This window comes from Gordonia hongkongensis (assembly GCF_023078355.1).
GTDB classification, from domain to species: domain Bacteria; phylum Actinomycetota; class Actinomycetes; order Mycobacteriales; family Mycobacteriaceae; genus Gordonia; species Gordonia hongkongensis.
Genome location: NZ_CP095552.1, coordinates 153,534 through 171,457, shown reverse-complemented (window position 1 = coordinate 171,457; position 17,924 = coordinate 153,534). Strand labels below are relative to the sequence as shown.

Here is a 17,924-nt window from a genome sequence, read left to right as displayed (position 1 = left end):
CAACCCGTCCTGCTCAGACCTCGGTGAGGTCGACGGACTTGGTCTCGCGGACGCTGAGCAGGGCGATCATCGTGGCGCAGGCGGCGACCGCGAGATACACGCCCACCCAGCCGACGCCGTAGTCGGCGACGATCCACGTCGCGATGAACGGGGCCACGGCGGCGCCGAGGATGGACGCCACGTTGTAGGCCACGCCCGAACCCGTGTAGCGCACGTTGGTCGGGAACAGCTCGGGCAGGATCGCGCTCATCGGCCCGAAGGTGAGACCCATCAGCGTCATTCCGAGGATCAGGAAGAACAGCATCATGCCGTCGGTCATCGACGCCGGGTCGAGCAGCCACTGGAAGCACAGACCGAAGACGATGATCGCCGCGGTGATCACGATGAGGAAGGCGCGGCGGCCGTACCGGTCGGCGAGGCGCCCCGAGATCGGCACGCACGCGGCGAAGAAGAGGACCGCGACGAGCTGCAGCTGCAGGAAGTCGACGTAGCTGATGGAGAGCTTCACACCCGATTCGTCGGTCACCTTGCCGGTGCCGTAGGAGATCACCCAGGTGGTCACGATGTAGAAAAGCGTGTACGTCGCGACCATGATGAACGTGCCCGCGATGAGCGGACGCCAGCTGGTCTTGACGACCTCTGCCAGCGGCGCCTTGACCTTCTTGCCGTCCGCGACGGCCTTCGCGAACACCGGTGTCTCGGTGAGCTTCAGACGCACGTATAGCCCGACGGCCACCATGATCGCACTGGCCAGGAACGGGATTCGCCAGCCCCAGGTCATGAAGGCGTGGTCGGGGTCGGCGGTCGCGGCATCGAAATCGAGGGCGAGCATCAGCAGCAGAAAGGTGCCGTTGGCGAAGAAGAACCCGATCGGCGCACCCAGCTGCGGCCACATCGCGGCCCACGCCCGTTTGCCCTTCTCGGCCGTCTCGGTGGCGAGAAGCGCTGCGCCCGACCACTCCCCGCCGAGCCCGAGGCCCTGGCAGAACCGCATCAGCGCAAGCAGCGCGGGCGCGAGATAGCCGACGGAATCGTAGGTGGGCAGCAGGCCGATGACGAAGGTCGCGATGCCCATGGTGAGCAGCGAACCGACTAGCGTCGCCTTACGTCCGATGCGATCGCCGAAGTGCCCGAACAGGATCGAGCCGATGGGCCGCGCCACGAACGCGAGGCCGAAGGTCGCGAACGACGACAGCAGCGCCGCGGTGTCGTCCCCCTTGGGGAAGAACAGCACCGGGAACACGAGGACCGCGGCCGTGGCATAGATGTAGAAGTCGAAGAACTCGATGCTCGTCCCGATCATCGACGCGACCACGATGCGGCTGCGGGGTACCGGCGCCTGATCGGGATGGTCGATGTTGCGGACCGCGGAATCGCTCATTCGCGCGACGTTACGCCTGCGGCTCGAGCGATCGATTCCGACCCCTGAGAAAAAGCTGAGCGGACCGCGACACCCAGCGGACGCGGCATCGCAGTCCAACCCGACTGCTCACTTGTCCCGGTGTGGACCCGTCAGTTGGACGAGGACGTCGACTGCCGTTGCCAGATCGGCATCCTCGAGGTCCGAGAGCATCGTCTGTACGACCCCTCGGACGATGTCGGGTCGCGGCTGGTACCGGATGTCGATTGCGGTCGCGATGTTCCACGTGAGCAGGAAGGCATCGCGGACCGCGTGGTCGTAGAGCGCTCGCACAGTTGTGTGGGTGCCGTCGAGGTCGACGACCCGTTGCGTGTCGAGGACTTCGGCGAAGGCGGCGACCAGCAGGTCGGCACTTCGCCGGTATCGGTGTTCGAATCCGCCTCCGTACTGGTCCGCCACCAGCGGGAACGATGCCCTGTCCATCGGTGCAGCTCGCCGAGAGTTCAGCTCCTCGCCGGTGAGGAGCGCTGTGAGACGCGTGTTTCGTTCGACGGCGGCCAGGTACAGATCACCGAGGTCGCCCCACCCCGAAGTGGTCCCGATGGCCATGTCACCGACTGTCATCTCCGAGACTTGCGCACCCACATCGTCAGTGACCGCCCGCAAAGCCGATGTATCCATTCGACGTCCCTTCTTCCAGACAATGCCCGATCAATCTGTCGATCAGTCCCGGTGGACCGCGATGATGAGAGGATGCTCCCGCACCGCACGGGAGAGGCCGTTCGCAGCGATCGTCTACCACGGTAGACGATTCGAGAGAGGATGTCGATGGTGAACGACGACAGTGCCTCGGGCGCAGAGCCCGATCTCGGCGCACTTCTCGGGCGACTGATACCGCATCTGATCACCCTCGAGGAGCCGATCCTCCGGGCCGCCGGACTGTCGATGTGGGAGTACGCCATCGTGAGCGAGATCGCCGCGACGCCGGCAGTGTCGCAGCGTGAGTTGTCCGAACGCACCGGGCGAGATCCGACACGGCTCGGCAAGCACCTGGACGAACTCCAGCAGCGGGGCCTCGTGTCCAGGGACAGGTCGGGCAGTCGTCGCCAGTGGACCGTCTCGACCACGCCGGAGGGGCGTTCACTGCACGATGGCGTCCGGGCCGAGATCCGAGCCGTGGAAGACGAGCTACTCCGCGGCGCCATGTCCGACGGTCAGGCAGCGACCTTCCGGCGGTTGCTGAAAAGCCTTGTCGCAGAGATCTCCTGAAGGTCTTCGAGGCCGGCCGACTACCGGCAACCGCCGTTAGTCGGCCGAAGGACGTACCGCCTCAGCTACCCCGTTTGATCCACTCTTCGAGATGAGGAGCTTCGTCGCCGACGGTCGTGCCGTCGCCGTGACCGGTGTAGACCTTGGTCTCGGGGTCGAGGGTGAAGATCTTCTCGGTGATCGAGGCGATGATCGTCGGGAAGCTCGAGTACGAGCGGCCTGTTGCGCCCGGCCCGCCCTGGAACAGGGTGTCGCCGGAGAACAGCACCTTCGCCTCGGGCAGGTGGATCACCGACGAGCCCGGCGAATGGCCCGGGGTGTTGATGATCGTCAGCTCGGTACCGGCGATCCCGATCTTCTGCCCGTCCTCGAGATCCTGGTGCGCGACATCGGGATGGGTGTCGTTCCACAGCATGTCGTCGCCGGGGTGCAGCAGGATCGGCGCTCCGGTGGCCTGCGACAGTTCCGGGGCGACGGTGACGTGGTCGTTGTGCCCGTGGGTCAGCACGATCGCCTTCACGGTGCGGTTGCCGACGCCGGCGAGGATCGGCTGCGCGGAGTGGGCGGCGTCGATGATGATGACCTCGTCGTCGTTGCCGACGAGCCACACATTGTTGTCGACGTCCCAGGTGCCGCCGTCGAGACTGAACGTGCCCGAGGTGACGACGTTGTCGATGCGCAGATCCGACATCAGAGTTCCACCACCGATCGCAGCACCTTGCCGGCTTCCATCGCCGAGAACGCGGCCTCGACGTCGTTGATGCCGATGCGTTCGGTGACGAACTTGTCCAGCGGCAGACGACCCTGCTCGTACAGGTCGATCAGCATCGGGAAGTCGCGCTCGGGCAGGCAGTCGCCGTACCACGACGACTTCAACGCACCACCGCGGGAGAAGAAGTCGACCAGCGGCATCTCCAGGGTCATCTCTGGGGTCGGCACACCGACCAGCACGACGACCCCGGCGAGATCGCGCGCGTAGAAGGCCTGCTTGTAGGTTTCCGGGCGGCCGACCGCATCGATCACGACGTCGGCGCCGTTGCCGTCGGTCAGTTCCTGCACCGCGGCGATCACATCGTCGACCTTCGAGCCGTCGATGGTGTGGGTGGCACCGAGATCTTTCGCCCACTCCAGCTTCGACGCATCGCGGTCGATCGCGATGATCGTCGTCGCACCGGCCAGACGGGCGCCGGCGATCGCGGCATCACCGACACCGCCGCACCCGATGACCGCGACCGAGTCGCCGCGGCCGACGTTGCCGGTGTTCATCGCCGCCCCGATTCCGGCCATCACACCGCAGCCGAGCAACCCGGCAACAGCGGGGTCGGTGTCCGGATTGACCTTGGTGCACTGCAATTCGTGGATGAGGGTCTTCTCGGCGAACGCCCCGATGCCCAGTGCGGGGGTCAGTTCGGTGCCGTCGGTCAGGGTCATCGGGACGCTGGCGTTGAAGGTGTCGAAGCAGTACCACGGACGCCCCCGCTTACACGCTCGACACTGCCCGCACACCGCCCGCCAGTTCAGGACGACGAAGTCGCCGACCTCGACGTGGGTGACATCGGAACCGACCGACTCGACCACACCCGCGGCCTCGTGGCCGAGCAGGAACGGATACGCGTCGTTGATGCCGCCCTCGCGGTAGGCCAGGTCGGTGTGGCAGACACCGCACGCCTTGATCGCCACCACCACATCACGCGCACCCGGGTCCGGGATCACCACGTCCACGACCTCTGTCGGCGCCTTCTTGCTGCGCGAGATGACTCCCTTGACTGTCTGCGACATACGTTGTTCCTTCCGCAACTGCGTTGTTCGGGGTACGGGTGCGACGTGTGCTGCGAGTGCGGCGACGTATGGGTGACGTCGCCGGAACACATCGCCACAACCTTATCGGTACCGATCAATATCGACTACTCAGAGTGGTCGTCGTCTACTGTGATTATCTACGCGCCCGTTCGGATGTAACCGTAGTTCGACGAACCGCGCACCCGCTTCGGGTTCGGTCATCGTGAACACAGCGTCCGATCCGTCCACCCCGATCCCGTTGTTTGACCACCGACGCATCTGGCAACCCTGGTGCGGACCGCTCATCTCCACCACGAGGAGGTAGACCATGGCAGAGAAGAAGAAGGACCCTGGACCTTCGGTCAAGGACGACGAGCTCTACGAGAAGCTGCGCGACGAGGGCAACTCGAAGGAGAAGTCCGCTCGGATCGCCAACGCCGCGGCCAACAGCTCACGGTCGGACGTCGGCAAGAGCGGCGGCAAGTCCGGGTCCTACGAGGACTGGACGGTCGACGAGCTCAAGGACCGCGCCAAGGAACTCGACCTCTCGGGCTACTCCGACCTGAAGAAGGACGAGCTCATCGAGAAGCTGCGGGACCACTGAGACCCGTCTGCTCGGAGAACATCAAAGCCGCCGACCCGAGGGGTCGGCGGCTTCGATGTGTAAAGGGACGGTGCCGGTCAGTGCGCCTCTCGGCAAACAGGCCGCTCGAAGCGGCAAAAGGGTGGGACCCGGGGCATTGAGTCCGTCACCGTCGCGGGGTACAACTACGACCCCGCTCGGGATATTCCGGCCCGTCCGACGTGACCTGCCCGACACCCGCCGATGAGGCCGACCGGCCGGTCATCGGACCAGCCCGACCCGCTGGAACGCGGTCAACGCCGTCTCGCCGGTGTTCCACAGCCCGGTCACGTCGCCGCGTGCCCGAGCAGCGGTCGCCGGATCCTGGAGCGCGAGTCCGTTGCGGAACGTCAGCACGTTGTATCCGACGTCGGCGGCCCGCAGCATCGGCCCGGTCGCCCGGCCGGCGCCCACGACGCGGTCGAGGCCCTCACCGACCACGTAGAACCGGAAGATCGGTCCGAGGTTGACGCCGTATTCACGGAGTGTCGCGATGACGATCGAATTACCATGTGCGGCAATCGCATCGACGATGAAGAAGAAATCCCGCGCATTCGCCGTCGTGGCCCGGGCGTCGGCGGTCGCATAGGCGAGGTCGACGGTGATGTGCGCGTTGTAACCGGCCATCGCGACCCGTTGGCCGGGGACTGCGCAGTCGTCGGCCATGTCGAAGTAGTGCCGCCACTGGGGTGCGACAGGTCCGCCGCCGAATTCGCCTCGCACGGCGTCGAGGAACCGGTTGAGGAGTTCGAGACTGATGACGGGCGCCCACCGCGGAGTCTGGAAGACGCGCGGGTTGTTCTGCAGCGGCATCACCGCGTCGCGTTCCACCGCTGCCAGCCCGAGGGCGAACAATCCGCGCCGGTCGCGGCGGTCGGTGAGGATGTCGACGATCCCGTACAGCTTGTCGACGTTTCGTCGTAGCTGGACGAGAGGGAGGTCCTTCGAATCCTGCTCGTAGGTACTGAGTTCGACGATCCGCTCGCGGTCGGCCGGGCGGAGATCGGTTCCACACGTCTCGGCCGGTGCCGCATGCGCCGGCGCCGGGGCGGCGACCACGAGTGTTCCGATGAGGCCGAGGGCCAGCAGTGCCGCCGAGAGTGCTCGCATGGGACCCGGTGATACCCATCTGCGCGCGGATCAACCCCTCCGACCGGGGAACGCGAGCGGAGTCCGTCAGGGCAGCAGACCGGCGCTGCGAGCGGTCACCACGGCCTCCAGCCGCGACGACGCCCCGAGCTTGCGCATCGCGTCCTTCATGTAGCCCTTCACCGTGTACACGGTGACCCCGAGGGTCTCCGCGATGCGGGCGTTCGAATAGCCCAGTGCGGCAAGGGAGATCACGTCCTGCTCCCGGCCGGTCAGTTCCACCTGCGTCGTCGACGCCGGGCTCGCGGCGATCAGGGCCTCGGTGATCGCGGCGAGTTCGTCGGCGAGCCGGGCGTCGTCGACCGTCTCGGCCAGCGACCGAAGCCGCGCGTAGGCCGCGGTCATCCGGTCGCGCATCTCCGCCTCGTCCTGCGCGGCGTGCTCGAGCCGCGCGCGGGACGCGACGATCTCGTGTTCGACGGTGCGGGCCTCCATCGCGAGGACGTCGAGCATCCGCCCGCCGATCGGGTCCGGGGTGTGCAGCGCGCCGTAGAGCACCGCCACGGGCGTCCGATCGACGATGACCGGAGCGGCCATCATGGCGCGCAACCCTTCACGCTCGATGATCGTGTTGTAGCGATGGGTGATCCGCGGCGTGCGGAGGTAGTCGTCGACGACCATCGGGCGGTTCAGCGAGACGACCTTGCCGCCCAGCCCGTGCCCGACGTCGACCGACACCCCGTTCAACGCGCCCACGGTCGTACCGGCGAAATGCTGCAGACGCAGGTTCGACGGTCCGTTCAGGACACCCGCGAAGGCCAGTGGCACCCCACTGGACTTGCGCACCCGGCGCAACGCCTCGGTGACGATCCCGCTCAGCGGCTCGGGCATCTCACCTCACTTCTCCCCCTCTTCCGAGGGTGTTCCTGGGGCCGGTCGCGGAGGACACTGTGACTCAGCTTACTCAGTACGGAGCGAGGTTCACGATGACACAGGCCACCACGACCCCCACCGACATGGTCGAACGATGGTTGGCAATCTACGGGGCGTCCGACGCCGATGCGGCGGCACTCCTCGTCGACGGGCACGATCCCGAGGCGATCGCCTTCACGGTGATCGAGGTCGAGCAGACCGACGATCAGCAGTCCGGCGGCGTACGTCCGGTCACCACCGACATCACCTACGGCGAACTGGCCGAGCGGTCCAAGAGACTCGCGGCGGCCCTTGCGGAGATGGGCATCGGTCGTGGCGACACGGTGGGCGTCCTCATGGGCAAGCGCGAGGAGCTCGTCGTCTCGCTGCTGGCCATCGCCCGCCTCGGCGCGATCTACATCCCGCTGTTCACCGCGTTCGCGACACCCGCGATCGAGATGCGGCTGCAGGCCGGCGCCGCGAAGGTCGTGATCACCGAGTCGAGTCAGGCGGACAAGCTCGCGAGCATCGACGGGGTCACCACGGTGATCGCCGGCGACCAGTTCGAGGAACTCATCGCTTCGCACGAGCCGGTCACCGAGTCGGTCGCGGTCGGCGGCGACGGCACCCTGATCCTGCTCTTCACCAGCGGCACGACCGGCGCGCCGAAGGGCGTCCCGGTCCCGGTCAAGGCGCTCGCCTCGTTCGTCGCCTACATGCACTTCGGCCTGGATGTCCGCGCCGACGACGTGTTCTGGAACGCCGCCGACCCCGGCTGGGCCTATGGCCTCTACTACGGCGTGCTCGGGCCGCTGGCCGCCGGCCGGCGCAACCTCCTGCTACACGCCGGCTTCACCCCCGAACTGACCGCGAAGATCCTCGGCGACCTCGGCGTCACCAATTTCGCCGCGGCACCGACCGTCTACCGAGCGCTCAGCAAGGACCCGCGCATCTCGGGCTTCTCGCTGCGCCGCGCGTCGTCGGCGGGCGAACCCCTGACCCCCGACGTCATCGACTGGGCGCTGCGGGCCATCGGCACCGAGGTCCGCGACCACTACGGCCAGACCGAACACGGCATGTTCATCAACAACCACTGGCACGAGTCGGTCCACGAGACCCTCGTCCCGGGCTCGATGGGACAGCCGATGCCCGGCTTCGCCGCGGGGATCGTCGACGGTCAGATCGCCATCGACGTCCCGGCCAGCCCGCTGATGTGGTTCGCGGGTTACCTCGACGCTCCGGAGAAGACCAAACAGCGCTTCTCGCCGGACGGGCGGTGGTACCTGACCGGTGACACCGGGCGGGTGGACGACGAGGGCCGCTATTTCTTCAACGCACGCGACGACGACGTGATCATCATGGCCGGCTACCGGATCGGCCCGTTCGACGTCGAGAGCGTGCTGATCACTCATCCATCGGTCGTCGATGTCGCCGTCGTCGGGCGCCCCGACGAGCTCCGCGGCGAGGTCCTCGAGGCGTTCGTCGTCCTCGCGGACGGGGTCGAGGGCACCGATGCGCTCGAAGCCGAGCTCCAGCAGCTGGTCAAGACGCAGTTCGCCGCGCACGCCTACCCGCGCACCGTGCATTTCGTCGACGCCCTGCCCAAGACGCCGAGCGGCAAGATCCAGCGGTTCCTGCTGCGCCAGCGGTGAATGGCTGCCGTGGTGCGCCAACCTGGCGCGTAACGGCGCCACCGTGCGCGAACGATGAACCGACTGCGCGACCCGCAGCCGGGCCGCGCCAACAGCCGATCGCGTCGGGCAGACTCCGAGGACCTCGCCTGCCCCACGACGCGATCACCGGACGCGCAACCAGCGGGTCACACCCCTATCCGCTGGTTGCGCATCTCCGGTTCTGGCGAGATCAGTCCAGGAGCGCTCGTACCGAGTCGGGCGGCACGTCGCCGCTGTAGGTGACCGGGGCGTCGTACACGGTCCGCACGGGAACCACGCCGGTCCAGTCCGCGGACTCCCCACCCGGCCCGCCCGTCCGCGCCTTGGCGATCCACTGGCCGTCGACGATCGGCAGTCGCAGGGCCACCGTCGCTGCCAACTCTTTGCGCGTCGTCGGCCGGACCTCGGCCACCCTCCCCGGAATCAGCTTGTCGGACAACACTTCCAAAGCTACCTGGGCGTCGTCGGCGACTTCGAGGACTCCGCGTACGACCGCCGACCGGTAGTTCGCCGAATGGTCGAAGAGGGTGTCGGCGACGACGAGCCCGTCCAGCGCGAACACCGTGAACGTCACCGGCGCACCCGTGGCGACGTGCCGAAGCGCACCCGCCCCGGTCGATCCGTGCAGCAAGATCGCGTCGCCGTCCCGGGCGAAGAGCATCGGCACCGACCATGGCAGACCGTCGACGACGGTGCTGAGGGTCCCGACTTTGGTCTCGTCGAGCAGGGCGTCGAGCAGCTCGCGATCGGCTGCCCGATCGGGCTTGCGCGTCAACGACGCCAGCCGCGAAGTCGCGTCGGACGGGGTACTGCCGGTCGAAGTCATGCGGACATGGTCGCCTCCGAACGCGCCCGGCTCAACAAATTTGCTCGCCGGCGTCGGTGACCGCAGAGGGGGATCCACCCAGGGAGCAGGATGAGGCTTCCAGAATTGCCTTCCAAGCAACGGAAGAACGAGGACCGGAATTGTCCTCTATCGCTCATAGCGTGGTCCTCACACCAACCGAGAGGACACATCATGAGCACCTACACCTCCACCGAACTCAGCGTCGACGTCACCGGCGAGAAGCGCGACCTGCTCATCCTGCTGCAGGATCAGCGCAACATGCTCAAGATCACCGCACGCAACCTCTCCGACGACGATGCCCGCAAGCAGTCGACGGTCAGCACCCTCACGATCGGCGCGCTGATCAAGCATCTCGCGCACGGCGAGGAGAACGCGGCCCGCGTCATCACCGAGCGGGACGAGAACGCCGAGTTCGACATGAGCCAGGCCATGACCGAGTACGAGATGACCGGCGACGAGACTCTCGCCGGCTGGCTGACCGCATACGACCGTGGGGCAGCCGAGTTCGACCGCGTGATCGCCGACGCCGAGAGCCTCGACGAGCTGATCCCTCAGCCCACGGCGCCGTGGCAGCCGGAACGCGAGTGGCTGTCGATTCGGGCCATGATCATCCACCTCATCCGGGAGACCGCCCACCACTGCGGTCACGCCGACATCATCCGAGAGGCGCTCGACGGCCAGACCACGATGGGCGCCATCTCCGAAGGGCAGGAATGGGCCGAGCAGTGGGCCGACGCCGACTGGGCGAAGTGACGCCTGCGCGGTGAGCTACACCGGGCATTCGTCGATCAGTCTCATCTCCGACCAATCCGCAGGCGCCCGGGCGCCGAAGACGTTGTGAGGCTGCCGGCCAGGCGCAGTCGACACCCCAACACAGATTGGATCGGCGATGATCAAGCGAATTCCCCATGTAGCAGGAGCGTTGACCGGACTGGTCCTCGCCGTCGGCGTGATGGCCGGTTGCTCCAGTGACGATTCGGACACCTCGAGCGGAACGACCGGCGCGGCAACAGAATCCAGCGCCATGATGAGCGAGAGCGCGATGGCCGATCCGGCCGCCAACCTCGTCGGGCCGGGTTGCGCCGCCTACGCCGAGGCCAATCCCTCGGGACCGGCATCGGTGAACGGGATGTCGACCGTGCCCGTTGCCACCGCGGCGGCCACCAACCCCGAGCTCACGACTCTGACACAAGCACTTTCGGGTCAGTTGAACCCCGAGGTCAACCTCGTGAAGACCCTCAACGAGGGTGAGTACACCGTGTTCGCGCCGACCGACGACGCCTTCGCGAAGCTGCCCCCGGAGACCGTCGAGCAGCTCAAGACCGACGCTGACCTGCTCAACAAGATCCTGACCTACCACGTGGTCGAGGGCCAGGCGACCCCCGACCAGATCGTCGGGGAGCACACCACTCTCGAGGGTCAGCAGGTCAACGTGACCGGATCGGGCGACAACCTGAAGGTCAATGAGGCCGGCGTGGTCTGCGGTGGCGTCACCACCTCGAACGCGCAGGTGTACCTCATCGACAGCGTGCTCATGCCCCCGGCCGGCATGTGATCTCTCCGTAAACACTGCGCGAGAGCGCTTTCCACGATTCTCACCGACGCGATCCGTCGGTGAGAATCGTGCTGCATGACCCGGGTGCGATCCGTTCGCCTCGAACACGGAAGAGTCCGGACTCCGTGGGCGGGATGACGTACGGACGCACGGGCCACCGCGCCAAACCCAGAACACACACCGGCTCCCTGCGCGAGCATCACTGCTTGTCTGGGGAACCGGTGCGTGCGTTCAGGTTCGAGCGGGTTGCGCATCCGTCTCGGACCGCACCCGGCTCTCGGTCAACGCCGACACCTGGATCGGCACCCCGGTCATGTTCGCCATCCCGGCAAGTCGCTCCAGGTCGGCCGGGTCGGACGAGATGAGTGCGTTGACGTTCACGCCACCGGCACCCAGATCGTTCTGCGCAGCCGCGTTCGCCTGCGTCCAACCGCCGGAGCCGTTGTGTCCCCATCCATGCGGGATCGCGACGACGCCGGGCTTGATGTCCTCGGTGACGGTCACGGGCAACGAGATCCGACCGTGCCGGGACTCCACCGTCGCGAGGTCGCCTTCGGCCAGCCCGCGTGCCGTGGCATCGTCGGGGTGCATCCGGGCCGCGTGGGACCGTCCGCCGCGCAACAACATCGGCGCGTTGTGCTGCCAGCTGTTCTCCGACCGGATCTCGCGCATCCCGATGAGCCGCAACGGATACCCTGCGTCGTCAGCGACACCGAGTCGCTCGACCTCGGTCATCAACTCCGGTGCGGTCAACCGGATCCGGCCGTCGAGATACGTGACGTTCTTGGCCAGCTGCCCCGGCGCGAGGTCGTCGGCGACCACGACACCGTGTGGATGGTCCTCGACGAGCCGGCGGTAGGTGAGTCCACCGCGTCGAAGGCCGAATCGGTCTCCTCCCAATCCCATTCGGATCACCAGATCCGAGACCCGGCGCGGGGTGACCGGCCGGCCCACGCGTCGCGCCAGCTGGGTGCCGACGTGCAGCGAGCGAATCAGCAGGCTCTCCGACGACAGGAAGCCGATCAGTTCGTTGATGACCGTCCACTCTTCTCGCGCCTCGCCCTGTGGTGGGATCACAGCCTCGGTGGCCTGTTTGAACGGAGTGGTGAACAGGGCCTGGAACGGGAGCAGGAAGTCCTCGCGTTCATACATCGTGGTGGCCGGCAGGATGTAGTCGGCCCGGGCGTTGGTTTCGTTGCGGTAGATGTCCAGGGACACCATGAGGTCGAGTTCGTCCAGCGCCGAACGTAATTCGTCGCCGTTCGGAACCGACAGCACCGGATTGCCCGCGCTGACGAACAGCGCGCGCAGCTGCCCGCGGCCCGGGGTGGTGATCTCCTTGGCCATCAACGACGCCGGCGCGGTCCCGAGGACCTGCGGCAGGCTGCCGACGCGGCTTCGGCGCCCCGCCCAGCGAAAGCTCGAAAGCCGTTGCAGCGCGGCGACGCCCAGGCGCTGACCCGGAATCCCCAGATCACCGAACATCGACCCGCCCGGTACGTCCAGGTTGCCCGCGACGAGGTTCACCATGTCCAGCAGGGCGGTCGTCAGCGTGCCGGTGCGCCCCAGTGAGGTACCCACCCGTCCGTACACCGCGGCCCGCTCCGTACGGGCGAGCGAGCGGGCGACAGCGCGCACACGCTCCGGATCGATGTCCGTCCGGCCCGCGGTCACCTCCGGCGCGTAGGCCGCGACGAGCGTCTCGAGCTCCGCCACGCCGCGCGCCTGCCGCCGAAGCCGCTCACGGTCGGCGAGGTTCTCGTCGAACAGCACGTGTAGGAGCGACAGCAGGAACAACGCATCGGTGTCGGGCGTGATCGGCAGCCAGTCGAACTCACGGGCGGTCTCGGTGTGGCGCGGATCGACCACGACGACGGACCCGCCGCGTGCGGTGATCGCGTTCAGTCCCTCACGGATTCGCGGCGAACTCATCACGCTGCCATGCGACACCACCGGATTCGCCCCGACGATGACGAGGTAGTCGACCCGGTTGATGTCGGGAATCGGCGCGGTCAGCGGGTTGCCGTACAGGAAGTGACTGGCGACGAAGCGGTTGTTCACGTCCTGGGATCCCGCCGAGTACACGTGCGGCGTGCCGAGGAGGTTCATGAAGATCGCGGTCCACAGCGTGTGTCCGGTCGAGAACGTCGCCGGGTTGCCGAAGTACCAGCCGATCGAGTCGCTGCCGGATTTCTGGTGCACCTCGACGAGCCGGCGGCCGATCTCCTCGAGCGCCGTGTCCCATGAGATCTGCTCGAACTCGCCGTCGGGGCGTCGCCGGAGCGGGTGCCGGAGACGATCGGGATCGTTGACGATCTCGGCGAACGCGATCCCCTTCGGACACGCGAAGCCCCGCGACAGCGGGTGCTCCTTGTCCGGCCGCAACGAGATCAGCCGATCGTCCTCGACGGTCGCGATCATGCCGCACAGCGGCTCACAGATTCGGCAGTAAGTGTGTTTTTCCATCGGCATCTTGCGTCCCCTGACCTCGCGCGATGACTGGCCGCAGGCGGGCAGGCCTACGGTTGGTGTGATTCCGTTCACATCTGAAGACAAGTGTTGCATGATGACAGCACCTGAGGCATCCCCACCGAGGAGGTCCCCGTGACCGACAGCGAACCGAACGCCACACAGCCAACCGTGCGCGACGTGATCATCATCGGCGCCGGCTTGTCCGGCATCGACTGCGCCTATCGGCTGAAGGAGCAGAATCCCGACGCCGACTATCTGATCCTCGAACGCCGCGAACGCATGGGCGGGACGTGGGACCTGTTCCGGTACCCCGGCGTGCGGTCCGACAGCGACATCTACTCGCTGAGTTACCCGTTCGAGCCGTGGCGCAAGCCGCGGGCGCTGGCGCACGGAAACGACATCCGGGAGTACATCGAGGACACCGCCCACAAGTTCGCCATCGCCGAGCACATCCGGTTCGGGCAGCACGTCCTGACCGCCGACTGGGACTCGAAGACGGACACCTGGACGCTGGGGGTCGAGGTCGGTGAGGACCGGCGCCGCGAGACCCACCGGGCGAGGTTCGTCATCTTCGCAACCGGTTACTACGACTACGACAACCCCTACACACCACGGTTCGCCGGTGCCGACGACTTCACCGGCCAGATCGTGCACCCGCAGCACTGGCCCGAAGACCTCGACTACCGGGGCAAGCGCGTCGTGGTGATCGGCAGCGGCGCGACGGCGGTCAGTCTCATCCCGAGCCTCGCCGAGCAGGCCGAGCACGTCACGATGCTGCAGCGCTCGCCGTCATACATCTTCTCGTCCAAGCAGAAGCAGTACCTGGCACCGCTCGTGCAGAAGTTGTTGCCACCGCAGGCGGCGCACAAGGTCATCCGCACCAGGTACGCCGCCCAGACGGCCGCGATCGTGCACCTGACCCACCGGTTCCCGAAGCTCGGACGCAAGATGATCCGCAACAACGTCGTCGCGAACCTGCCCGAGGACTATCCGGTCGACGTCCACTTCAATCCGACGTACAACCCATGGGACCAGCGGATGTGCATGGTCCCCGACGCCGACCTCTTCGCCGACATCACCGAGGGCAAGGTCGAGATGGTCACCGACCACATCGACCGGTTCGACGCCACGGGGGTCACCCTCACCTCGGGCAAGCACCTCGACGCCGACATCATCGTCACCGCGACCGGACTGCAACTGCTCGGCTTCGGCGGTACCCGGCTCCGCGTCGACGGCGCCGAGGTGAAACCGCACGACCGCTTCGTCTTCAAGAGCTACCTCATCGAGGACGTCCCGAACCTCGCCTGGTCGGTCGGTTACACGAACGCCTCGTGGACCCTTCGCGCGGACATGACCGCTCGCGCCGTCGCCGACCTGATCAGGTACATGCGCACGAACGGCTACACCCATGCCTATCCGCATCTGGGTTCGGAGGTCATGGGTTCGCGGCCGCTGTGGGATCTCAAGGCGGGGTACGTCGAACGGTCCCCGGATGCACTGCCGAAGTCGGGCACCCGCGGTCACTGGCAGGTGCGGCACAACTACTACCGCGACGCCATCGACCACCGCATCAACAAGGTCGAGGAATCGATGGTGTTCGGCCGGGCCTGACCCGGCTCCGCGCGCGGGGCCCGGACTGGTGTCGGTGCCCCGCCGCGCGGCGTTACGGCGGTGTGGTCCAAACGGTCGAGATTTGCCATCGACGACGTGAAAATGCTGGTCAAGCCTTGCTCCCCGTTCTGTGACGCGCCGATACTGGGCTCGGGTCGAACGATTGCCCGCCCGGGCAGGAGTGGACCAGTAGGAGCTGCGCGATGACCTATCCACCCGGTCCCCCGACCCACCCGTCGACCCCGTACGGCGCGATCCCGCCGCAGCCCGACGGTCGTCGCGCACTGACCCTCGTACTGAGCGCCGTCGTGGTCGTCCTCGCGCTCGTCCTCGCCGCGGGCATCGTCTTCGTCGTCAAGGCCCGCGACGGGGACATCTACGTCCCCGGCCTCACCCTGACCGCGGCGAACGACCCCGGGATCGATCCGTTCACCGATCCGGTCCTCGTGTCCGGGGCCGGCGACCTCCCGGCGAACGTGGCACTCACCGGTACCGCGGGCGCAGCCGACCTCGGTGGCCGCGCGGTCAACGGCACCGACGCCGGGCTGTATGCCGCGGGAGACACCGCCGCCTGCGACACCGCGGCACTCAGCAACCGGTTGCTCGCCGATCCCCCGGCGGCTCGCGCCTGGGCCGGCGTCTACGGCATCGGCACCGCCGACATCCCGCACTATCTGAACACCCTCACCCCCGTGGTGCTGACCACCGACACCTGGGTGACCAACCACTCGTACACCTCCGGCCGAGCGGTCCCGTTCCAGTCCGTCCTGCAGCGTGGGACGGCGGTCTACGTCGACTCCGCCGGCGTCCCGCGCGCCATGTGCTCGTGCGGCAATCCGCTCGCTCCGCCGGCCGCCGCCCCGCTCGGCGGGTACCGGCTGGAGGGCCGGACGTGGGAGGGGTACAAGAGTCGATCGGTCACCCGCATCGCGTACAACAACCAGAACGTCACCGCGGTCGGCAAGTCGACGACCATCGTGCCCGCGCCGTCGGTCCCGGCTGCCCCCGGCACCCCGGTCGGCGACGCGCTCCAGCTGCTGAATTACCTGACCGGACAGATCTTCTCGCAACCGCTCGGCGGACTGCTCGATCTCAGCCGCTTCCCGCCACCGTCGGGTCCCCTGCCCACCCCGGCCGCGCTGAACACGCCGTTCGAGGCGGACACCGAGGAGGACGCCGAGCACAACGGACTGATCGCGCCGGGCAACCCCGCGGCCGCCCCGGCCCTCGAGGAGCGGGCCGAGGAGCACGGCGGTCTGCCGGAAGGAGCACCGGACTCGGACTCGGCGGCTCCGGACTCCGCTGGACCGGACTCGTCCGAATCGGACTCCGCGGTCACGCCCGCCGCGCCGGGCAACCCGGGACCGGCCTCGGACGCGCCGCCTCCGGATGAATCGGTGCCCGCCTCCGACGCCCCGGCCCCCGAGGCGCCCGGGTACGAGGCGCCGGGTCCGGAGGCGCCCGAGCCCGGGTCGGAGCCGGGCGTCCCCGGCGCGCCGGCACCGGAAGCCCCGGCCGAGGCCCCCGCGACGCCGACCTCGTTCAGCGGTTCGGGGGAATTCATCGGCAGTTTCAGCTTCGACGACGCGGGGCTGTCGGTGGGCTGCACGACCCCCGGCAGCTCTTCGGCGGGTACGGTCGCCCTCTCGTGCACCGACGGCGTGACGCGGTCGGTCGCCGGTTCGGCCCTACAGCGCACCTCGGTGTCCGGGTCCACCACCAGCACCGGGGTGTGGACGTTGACGCTGACGGCGGTCGGCGCATCGAAGACGGTGACCGTCCGGTCGGCGAACTGGATCGTCGTACCGCCCGCCGCCCCGGGTCCCGACCAGCCTGCGCCGGGCCCCCTGACGACGGATCCGCCGGCGCCGGACCCCTCCACTCATGCCGCGCCGCCCGCCGCGGAAGCCCCGGAGGAGACGACCACCACGACCACCACGGAGAACTCACCCCCACCCGAGGCTCCCGCGGGCCCCTGACGCCTGCGGTGAGACCCCTGATGTGAGCTGCCCAACAGCAGGCGTCGTGGGACGTCCGTACCATCGCGCGCATGTCTGCTCTCACCACGTCGACGCCGAGCCCCGCCCGTGACCTCCGTCCGGAGTCCGTTCGCAGACGCGTCCGACGGCGGGTGGCGAGCGTCGCGGTCGTGGCGACGATGGTGTCGCTGGTGATGCTCGCGCCGAGTGCGCAGGCCGATCGGATCATCAACGGTCACCTCGTCGGCGGCAAGATCGGCGAGGCCTACTCGTCGACGGGCGGCTTCTTCAAGTGGGGCGTCCCGACCGGCCCCGAACGCGCGGGAGCCAAGCGTGGCAGATTCCAGGTGTTCTCACGCGACACGTCGTTCTACTGGCACCCCGCCGCCGACGGCGGTACGGCACACCAGGTCGGCGGCGCGATCCGGAGCCGGTGGCAGAAGGCCGGGGCCGAGCGCGGTGCGTTGGGTTATCCGGTCAGCAACGAGTACCGGTCGGGCAGCGGACGGAGCAACGACTTCCAGGGCGGTGTGGTCACATGGTCGAAAACCGGTGGCGCGCAGATCGTCTGGGGCCAGATCCGGCGCAAGTGGGAGGAGACCGGTGGAGCGGGCGGGTACTTCGGGGTCCCGCTCGGCGGCGAGTACCGAACCGGCAACCGATTCGCCCAGGACTTCCTGAACGGCACCATCTTCTGGCCCTGACGGGCACACCCGGGCCCTGATGGGCGGATCCGCCACGGTTCACTAGGGCATC

General features: G+C 67.6%; 16 protein-coding genes. 8 read left to right on the top strand and 8 right to left on the bottom strand.

Translation table 11 applies throughout. From position 1 onward, the window contains the following. Positions 1–13: 13 nt before the first annotated feature. Both MVF96_RS00850 and MVF96_RS00845 read right to left on the bottom strand, forming a co-directional pair. Complete coding sequence (locus MVF96_RS00850; protein ID WP_065631324.1) at positions 14–1,381, bottom strand: MFS transporter; 1,368 nt, start codon at positions 1,379–1,381, stop codon at positions 14–16. 108 nt (positions 1,382–1,489) lie between these two features. Then, entirely contained in the window at positions 1,490–1,969 is a 480-nt protein-coding gene (locus MVF96_RS00845; RefSeq protein WP_139104632.1) for a hypothetical protein, read from the bottom strand. Between the two features lie 219 nt (positions 1,970–2,188). On the opposite strand from MVF96_RS00845, the gene MVF96_RS00840 reads away from it, so the two are divergent. Then, positions 2,189–2,629 carry a MarR family winged helix-turn-helix transcriptional regulator gene (locus MVF96_RS00840; protein ID WP_159369760.1) on the top strand — a complete coding sequence of 147 codons (441 nt, stop codon included), beginning with the start codon at positions 2,189–2,191 and terminating at the stop codon, positions 2,627–2,629. A 61-nt stretch (positions 2,630–2,690) separates the two neighbouring features. On the opposite strand, the gene MVF96_RS00835 is transcribed toward MVF96_RS00840, so the two are convergent. Both MVF96_RS00835 and MVF96_RS00830 read right to left on the bottom strand, forming a co-directional pair. Next, entirely contained in the window at positions 2,691–3,320 is a 630-nt protein-coding gene (locus MVF96_RS00835) for an MBL fold metallo-hydrolase (protein WP_159369759.1), read from the bottom strand. Continuing rightward, on the bottom strand, positions 3,320–4,408 hold the full coding sequence (locus MVF96_RS00830; RefSeq protein ID WP_205333945.1) for an S-(hydroxymethyl)mycothiol dehydrogenase: 1,089 nt from the start codon (positions 4,406–4,408) through the stop codon (positions 3,320–3,322). The genes MVF96_RS00835 and MVF96_RS00830 overlap by 1 nt, the downstream gene beginning before the upstream one ends. Before the next feature lie 328 nt (positions 4,409–4,736). Here MVF96_RS00830 and MVF96_RS00825 point away from each other — a divergent pair, with 328 nt between their 5' ends. Next, positions 4,737–5,012, top strand: coding sequence for a DUF7218 family protein (locus MVF96_RS00825; RefSeq protein ID WP_058253403.1), 276 nt, complete (start codon positions 4,737–4,739; stop codon positions 5,010–5,012). 240 nt (positions 5,013–5,252) lie between these two features. Here the strand turns inward: MVF96_RS00825 and MVF96_RS00820 are convergent, their stop codons facing one another. Then, positions 5,253–6,140 (bottom strand): DUF5995 family protein, encoded by an 888-nt coding sequence (locus tag MVF96_RS00820; protein WP_205333946.1) that lies wholly within the window; start codon positions 6,138–6,140, stop codon positions 5,253–5,255. Between the two features lie 66 nt (positions 6,141–6,206). Beyond that, on the bottom strand, positions 6,207–7,010 hold the full coding sequence (locus MVF96_RS00815; RefSeq protein WP_247450821.1) for a LuxR C-terminal-related transcriptional regulator: 804 nt from the start codon (positions 7,008–7,010) through the stop codon (positions 6,207–6,209). Positions 7,011–7,105: 95 nt separating this feature from the next. Here MVF96_RS00815 and MVF96_RS00810 point away from each other — a divergent pair, with 95 nt between their 5' ends. Beyond that, positions 7,106–8,683: an AMP-binding protein gene (locus tag MVF96_RS00810; RefSeq protein ID WP_247450819.1), complete on the top strand. Its 1,578-nt coding sequence runs from the start codon at positions 7,106–7,108 to the stop codon at positions 8,681–8,683. Positions 8,684–8,894: 211 nt separating this feature from the next. On the opposite strand, the gene MVF96_RS00805 is transcribed toward MVF96_RS00810, so the two are convergent. Then, positions 8,895–9,530, bottom strand: coding sequence for a pyridoxamine 5'-phosphate oxidase family protein (locus tag MVF96_RS00805; RefSeq protein ID WP_247450817.1), 636 nt, complete (start codon positions 9,528–9,530; stop codon positions 8,895–8,897). A 192-nt stretch (positions 9,531–9,722) separates the two neighbouring features. On the opposite strand from MVF96_RS00805, the gene MVF96_RS00800 reads away from it, so the two are divergent. After that, positions 9,723–10,304 (top strand): DinB family protein, encoded by a 582-nt coding sequence (locus MVF96_RS00800; protein ID WP_165629274.1) that lies wholly within the window; start codon positions 9,723–9,725, stop codon positions 10,302–10,304. A gap of 136 nt (positions 10,305–10,440) precedes the next feature. After that, on the top strand, positions 10,441–11,106 hold the full coding sequence (locus MVF96_RS00795) for a fasciclin domain-containing protein (RefSeq protein ID WP_247450815.1): 666 nt from the start codon (positions 10,441–10,443) through the stop codon (positions 11,104–11,106). A 231-nt stretch (positions 11,107–11,337) separates the two neighbouring features. Here the strand turns inward: MVF96_RS00795 and MVF96_RS00790 are convergent, their stop codons facing one another. Beyond that, a complete protein-coding gene (locus MVF96_RS00790; RefSeq protein ID WP_247450813.1) occupies positions 11,338–13,578 on the bottom strand; it encodes a molybdopterin-containing oxidoreductase family protein in 2,241 nt (746 codons plus the stop codon). Positions 13,579–13,710: 132 nt separating this feature from the next. Between MVF96_RS00790 and MVF96_RS00785 the strand changes: the two genes are divergently transcribed. The 3 genes from MVF96_RS00785 (at position 13,711) to MVF96_RS00775 (ending at position 17,872) form a co-directional block, all read left to right on the top strand. Further along, on the top strand, positions 13,711–15,189 hold the full coding sequence (locus MVF96_RS00785; protein ID WP_247450811.1) for a flavin-containing monooxygenase: 1,479 nt from the start codon (positions 13,711–13,713) through the stop codon (positions 15,187–15,189). A 203-nt stretch (positions 15,190–15,392) separates the two neighbouring features. Next, complete coding sequence (locus tag MVF96_RS00780; protein WP_247450810.1) at positions 15,393–17,168, top strand: DUF6777 domain-containing protein; 1,776 nt, start codon at positions 15,393–15,395, stop codon at positions 17,166–17,168. 71 nt (positions 17,169–17,239) lie between these two features. Beyond that, positions 17,240–17,872, top strand: a complete 633-nt coding sequence (locus tag MVF96_RS00775) for an LGFP repeat-containing protein (RefSeq protein WP_065631336.1) — start codon at positions 17,240–17,242, stop codon at positions 17,870–17,872. Positions 17,873–17,924 lie beyond the last annotated feature (52 nt).

Coding starts and splice junctions, on each gene's coding strand:
- MVF96_RS00850 (WP_065631324.1), bottom strand. CDS start 1,381: ATGAGCGATTCCGCGGTCCGCAACATCGACCATCCCGATCAGGCGCCG.
- MVF96_RS00845 (WP_139104632.1), bottom strand. CDS start 1,969: ATGGCCATCGGGACCACTTCGGGGTGGGGCGACCTCGGTGATCTGTAC.
- MVF96_RS00840 (WP_159369760.1), top strand. CDS start 2,189: ATGGTGAACGACGACAGTGCCTCGGGCGCAGAGCCCGATCTCGGCGCA.
- MVF96_RS00835 (WP_159369759.1), bottom strand. CDS start 3,320: ATGTCGGATCTGCGCATCGACAACGTCGTCACCTCGGGCACGTTCAGT.
- MVF96_RS00830 (WP_205333945.1), bottom strand. CDS start 4,408: ATGTCGCAGACAGTCAAGGGAGTCATCTCGCGCAGCAAGAAGGCGCCG.
- MVF96_RS00825 (WP_058253403.1), top strand. CDS start 4,737: ATGGCAGAGAAGAAGAAGGACCCTGGACCTTCGGTCAAGGACGACGAG.
- MVF96_RS00820 (WP_205333946.1), bottom strand. CDS start 6,140: ATGCGAGCACTCTCGGCGGCACTGCTGGCCCTCGGCCTCATCGGAACA.
- MVF96_RS00815 (WP_247450821.1), bottom strand. CDS start 7,010: ATGCCCGAGCCGCTGAGCGGGATCGTCACCGAGGCGTTGCGCCGGGTG.
- MVF96_RS00810 (WP_247450819.1), top strand. CDS start 7,106: ATGACACAGGCCACCACGACCCCCACCGACATGGTCGAACGATGGTTG.
- MVF96_RS00805 (WP_247450817.1), bottom strand. CDS start 9,530: ATGACTTCGACCGGCAGTACCCCGTCCGACGCGACTTCGCGGCTGGCG.
- MVF96_RS00800 (WP_165629274.1), top strand. CDS start 9,723: ATGAGCACCTACACCTCCACCGAACTCAGCGTCGACGTCACCGGCGAG.
- MVF96_RS00795 (WP_247450815.1), top strand. CDS start 10,441: ATGATCAAGCGAATTCCCCATGTAGCAGGAGCGTTGACCGGACTGGTC.
- MVF96_RS00790 (WP_247450813.1), bottom strand. CDS start 13,578: ATGCCGATGGAAAAACACACTTACTGCCGAATCTGTGAGCCGCTGTGC.
- MVF96_RS00780 (WP_247450810.1), top strand. CDS start 15,393: ATGACCTATCCACCCGGTCCCCCGACCCACCCGTCGACCCCGTACGGC.
- MVF96_RS00775 (WP_065631336.1), top strand. CDS start 17,240: ATGTCTGCTCTCACCACGTCGACGCCGAGCCCCGCCCGTGACCTCCGT.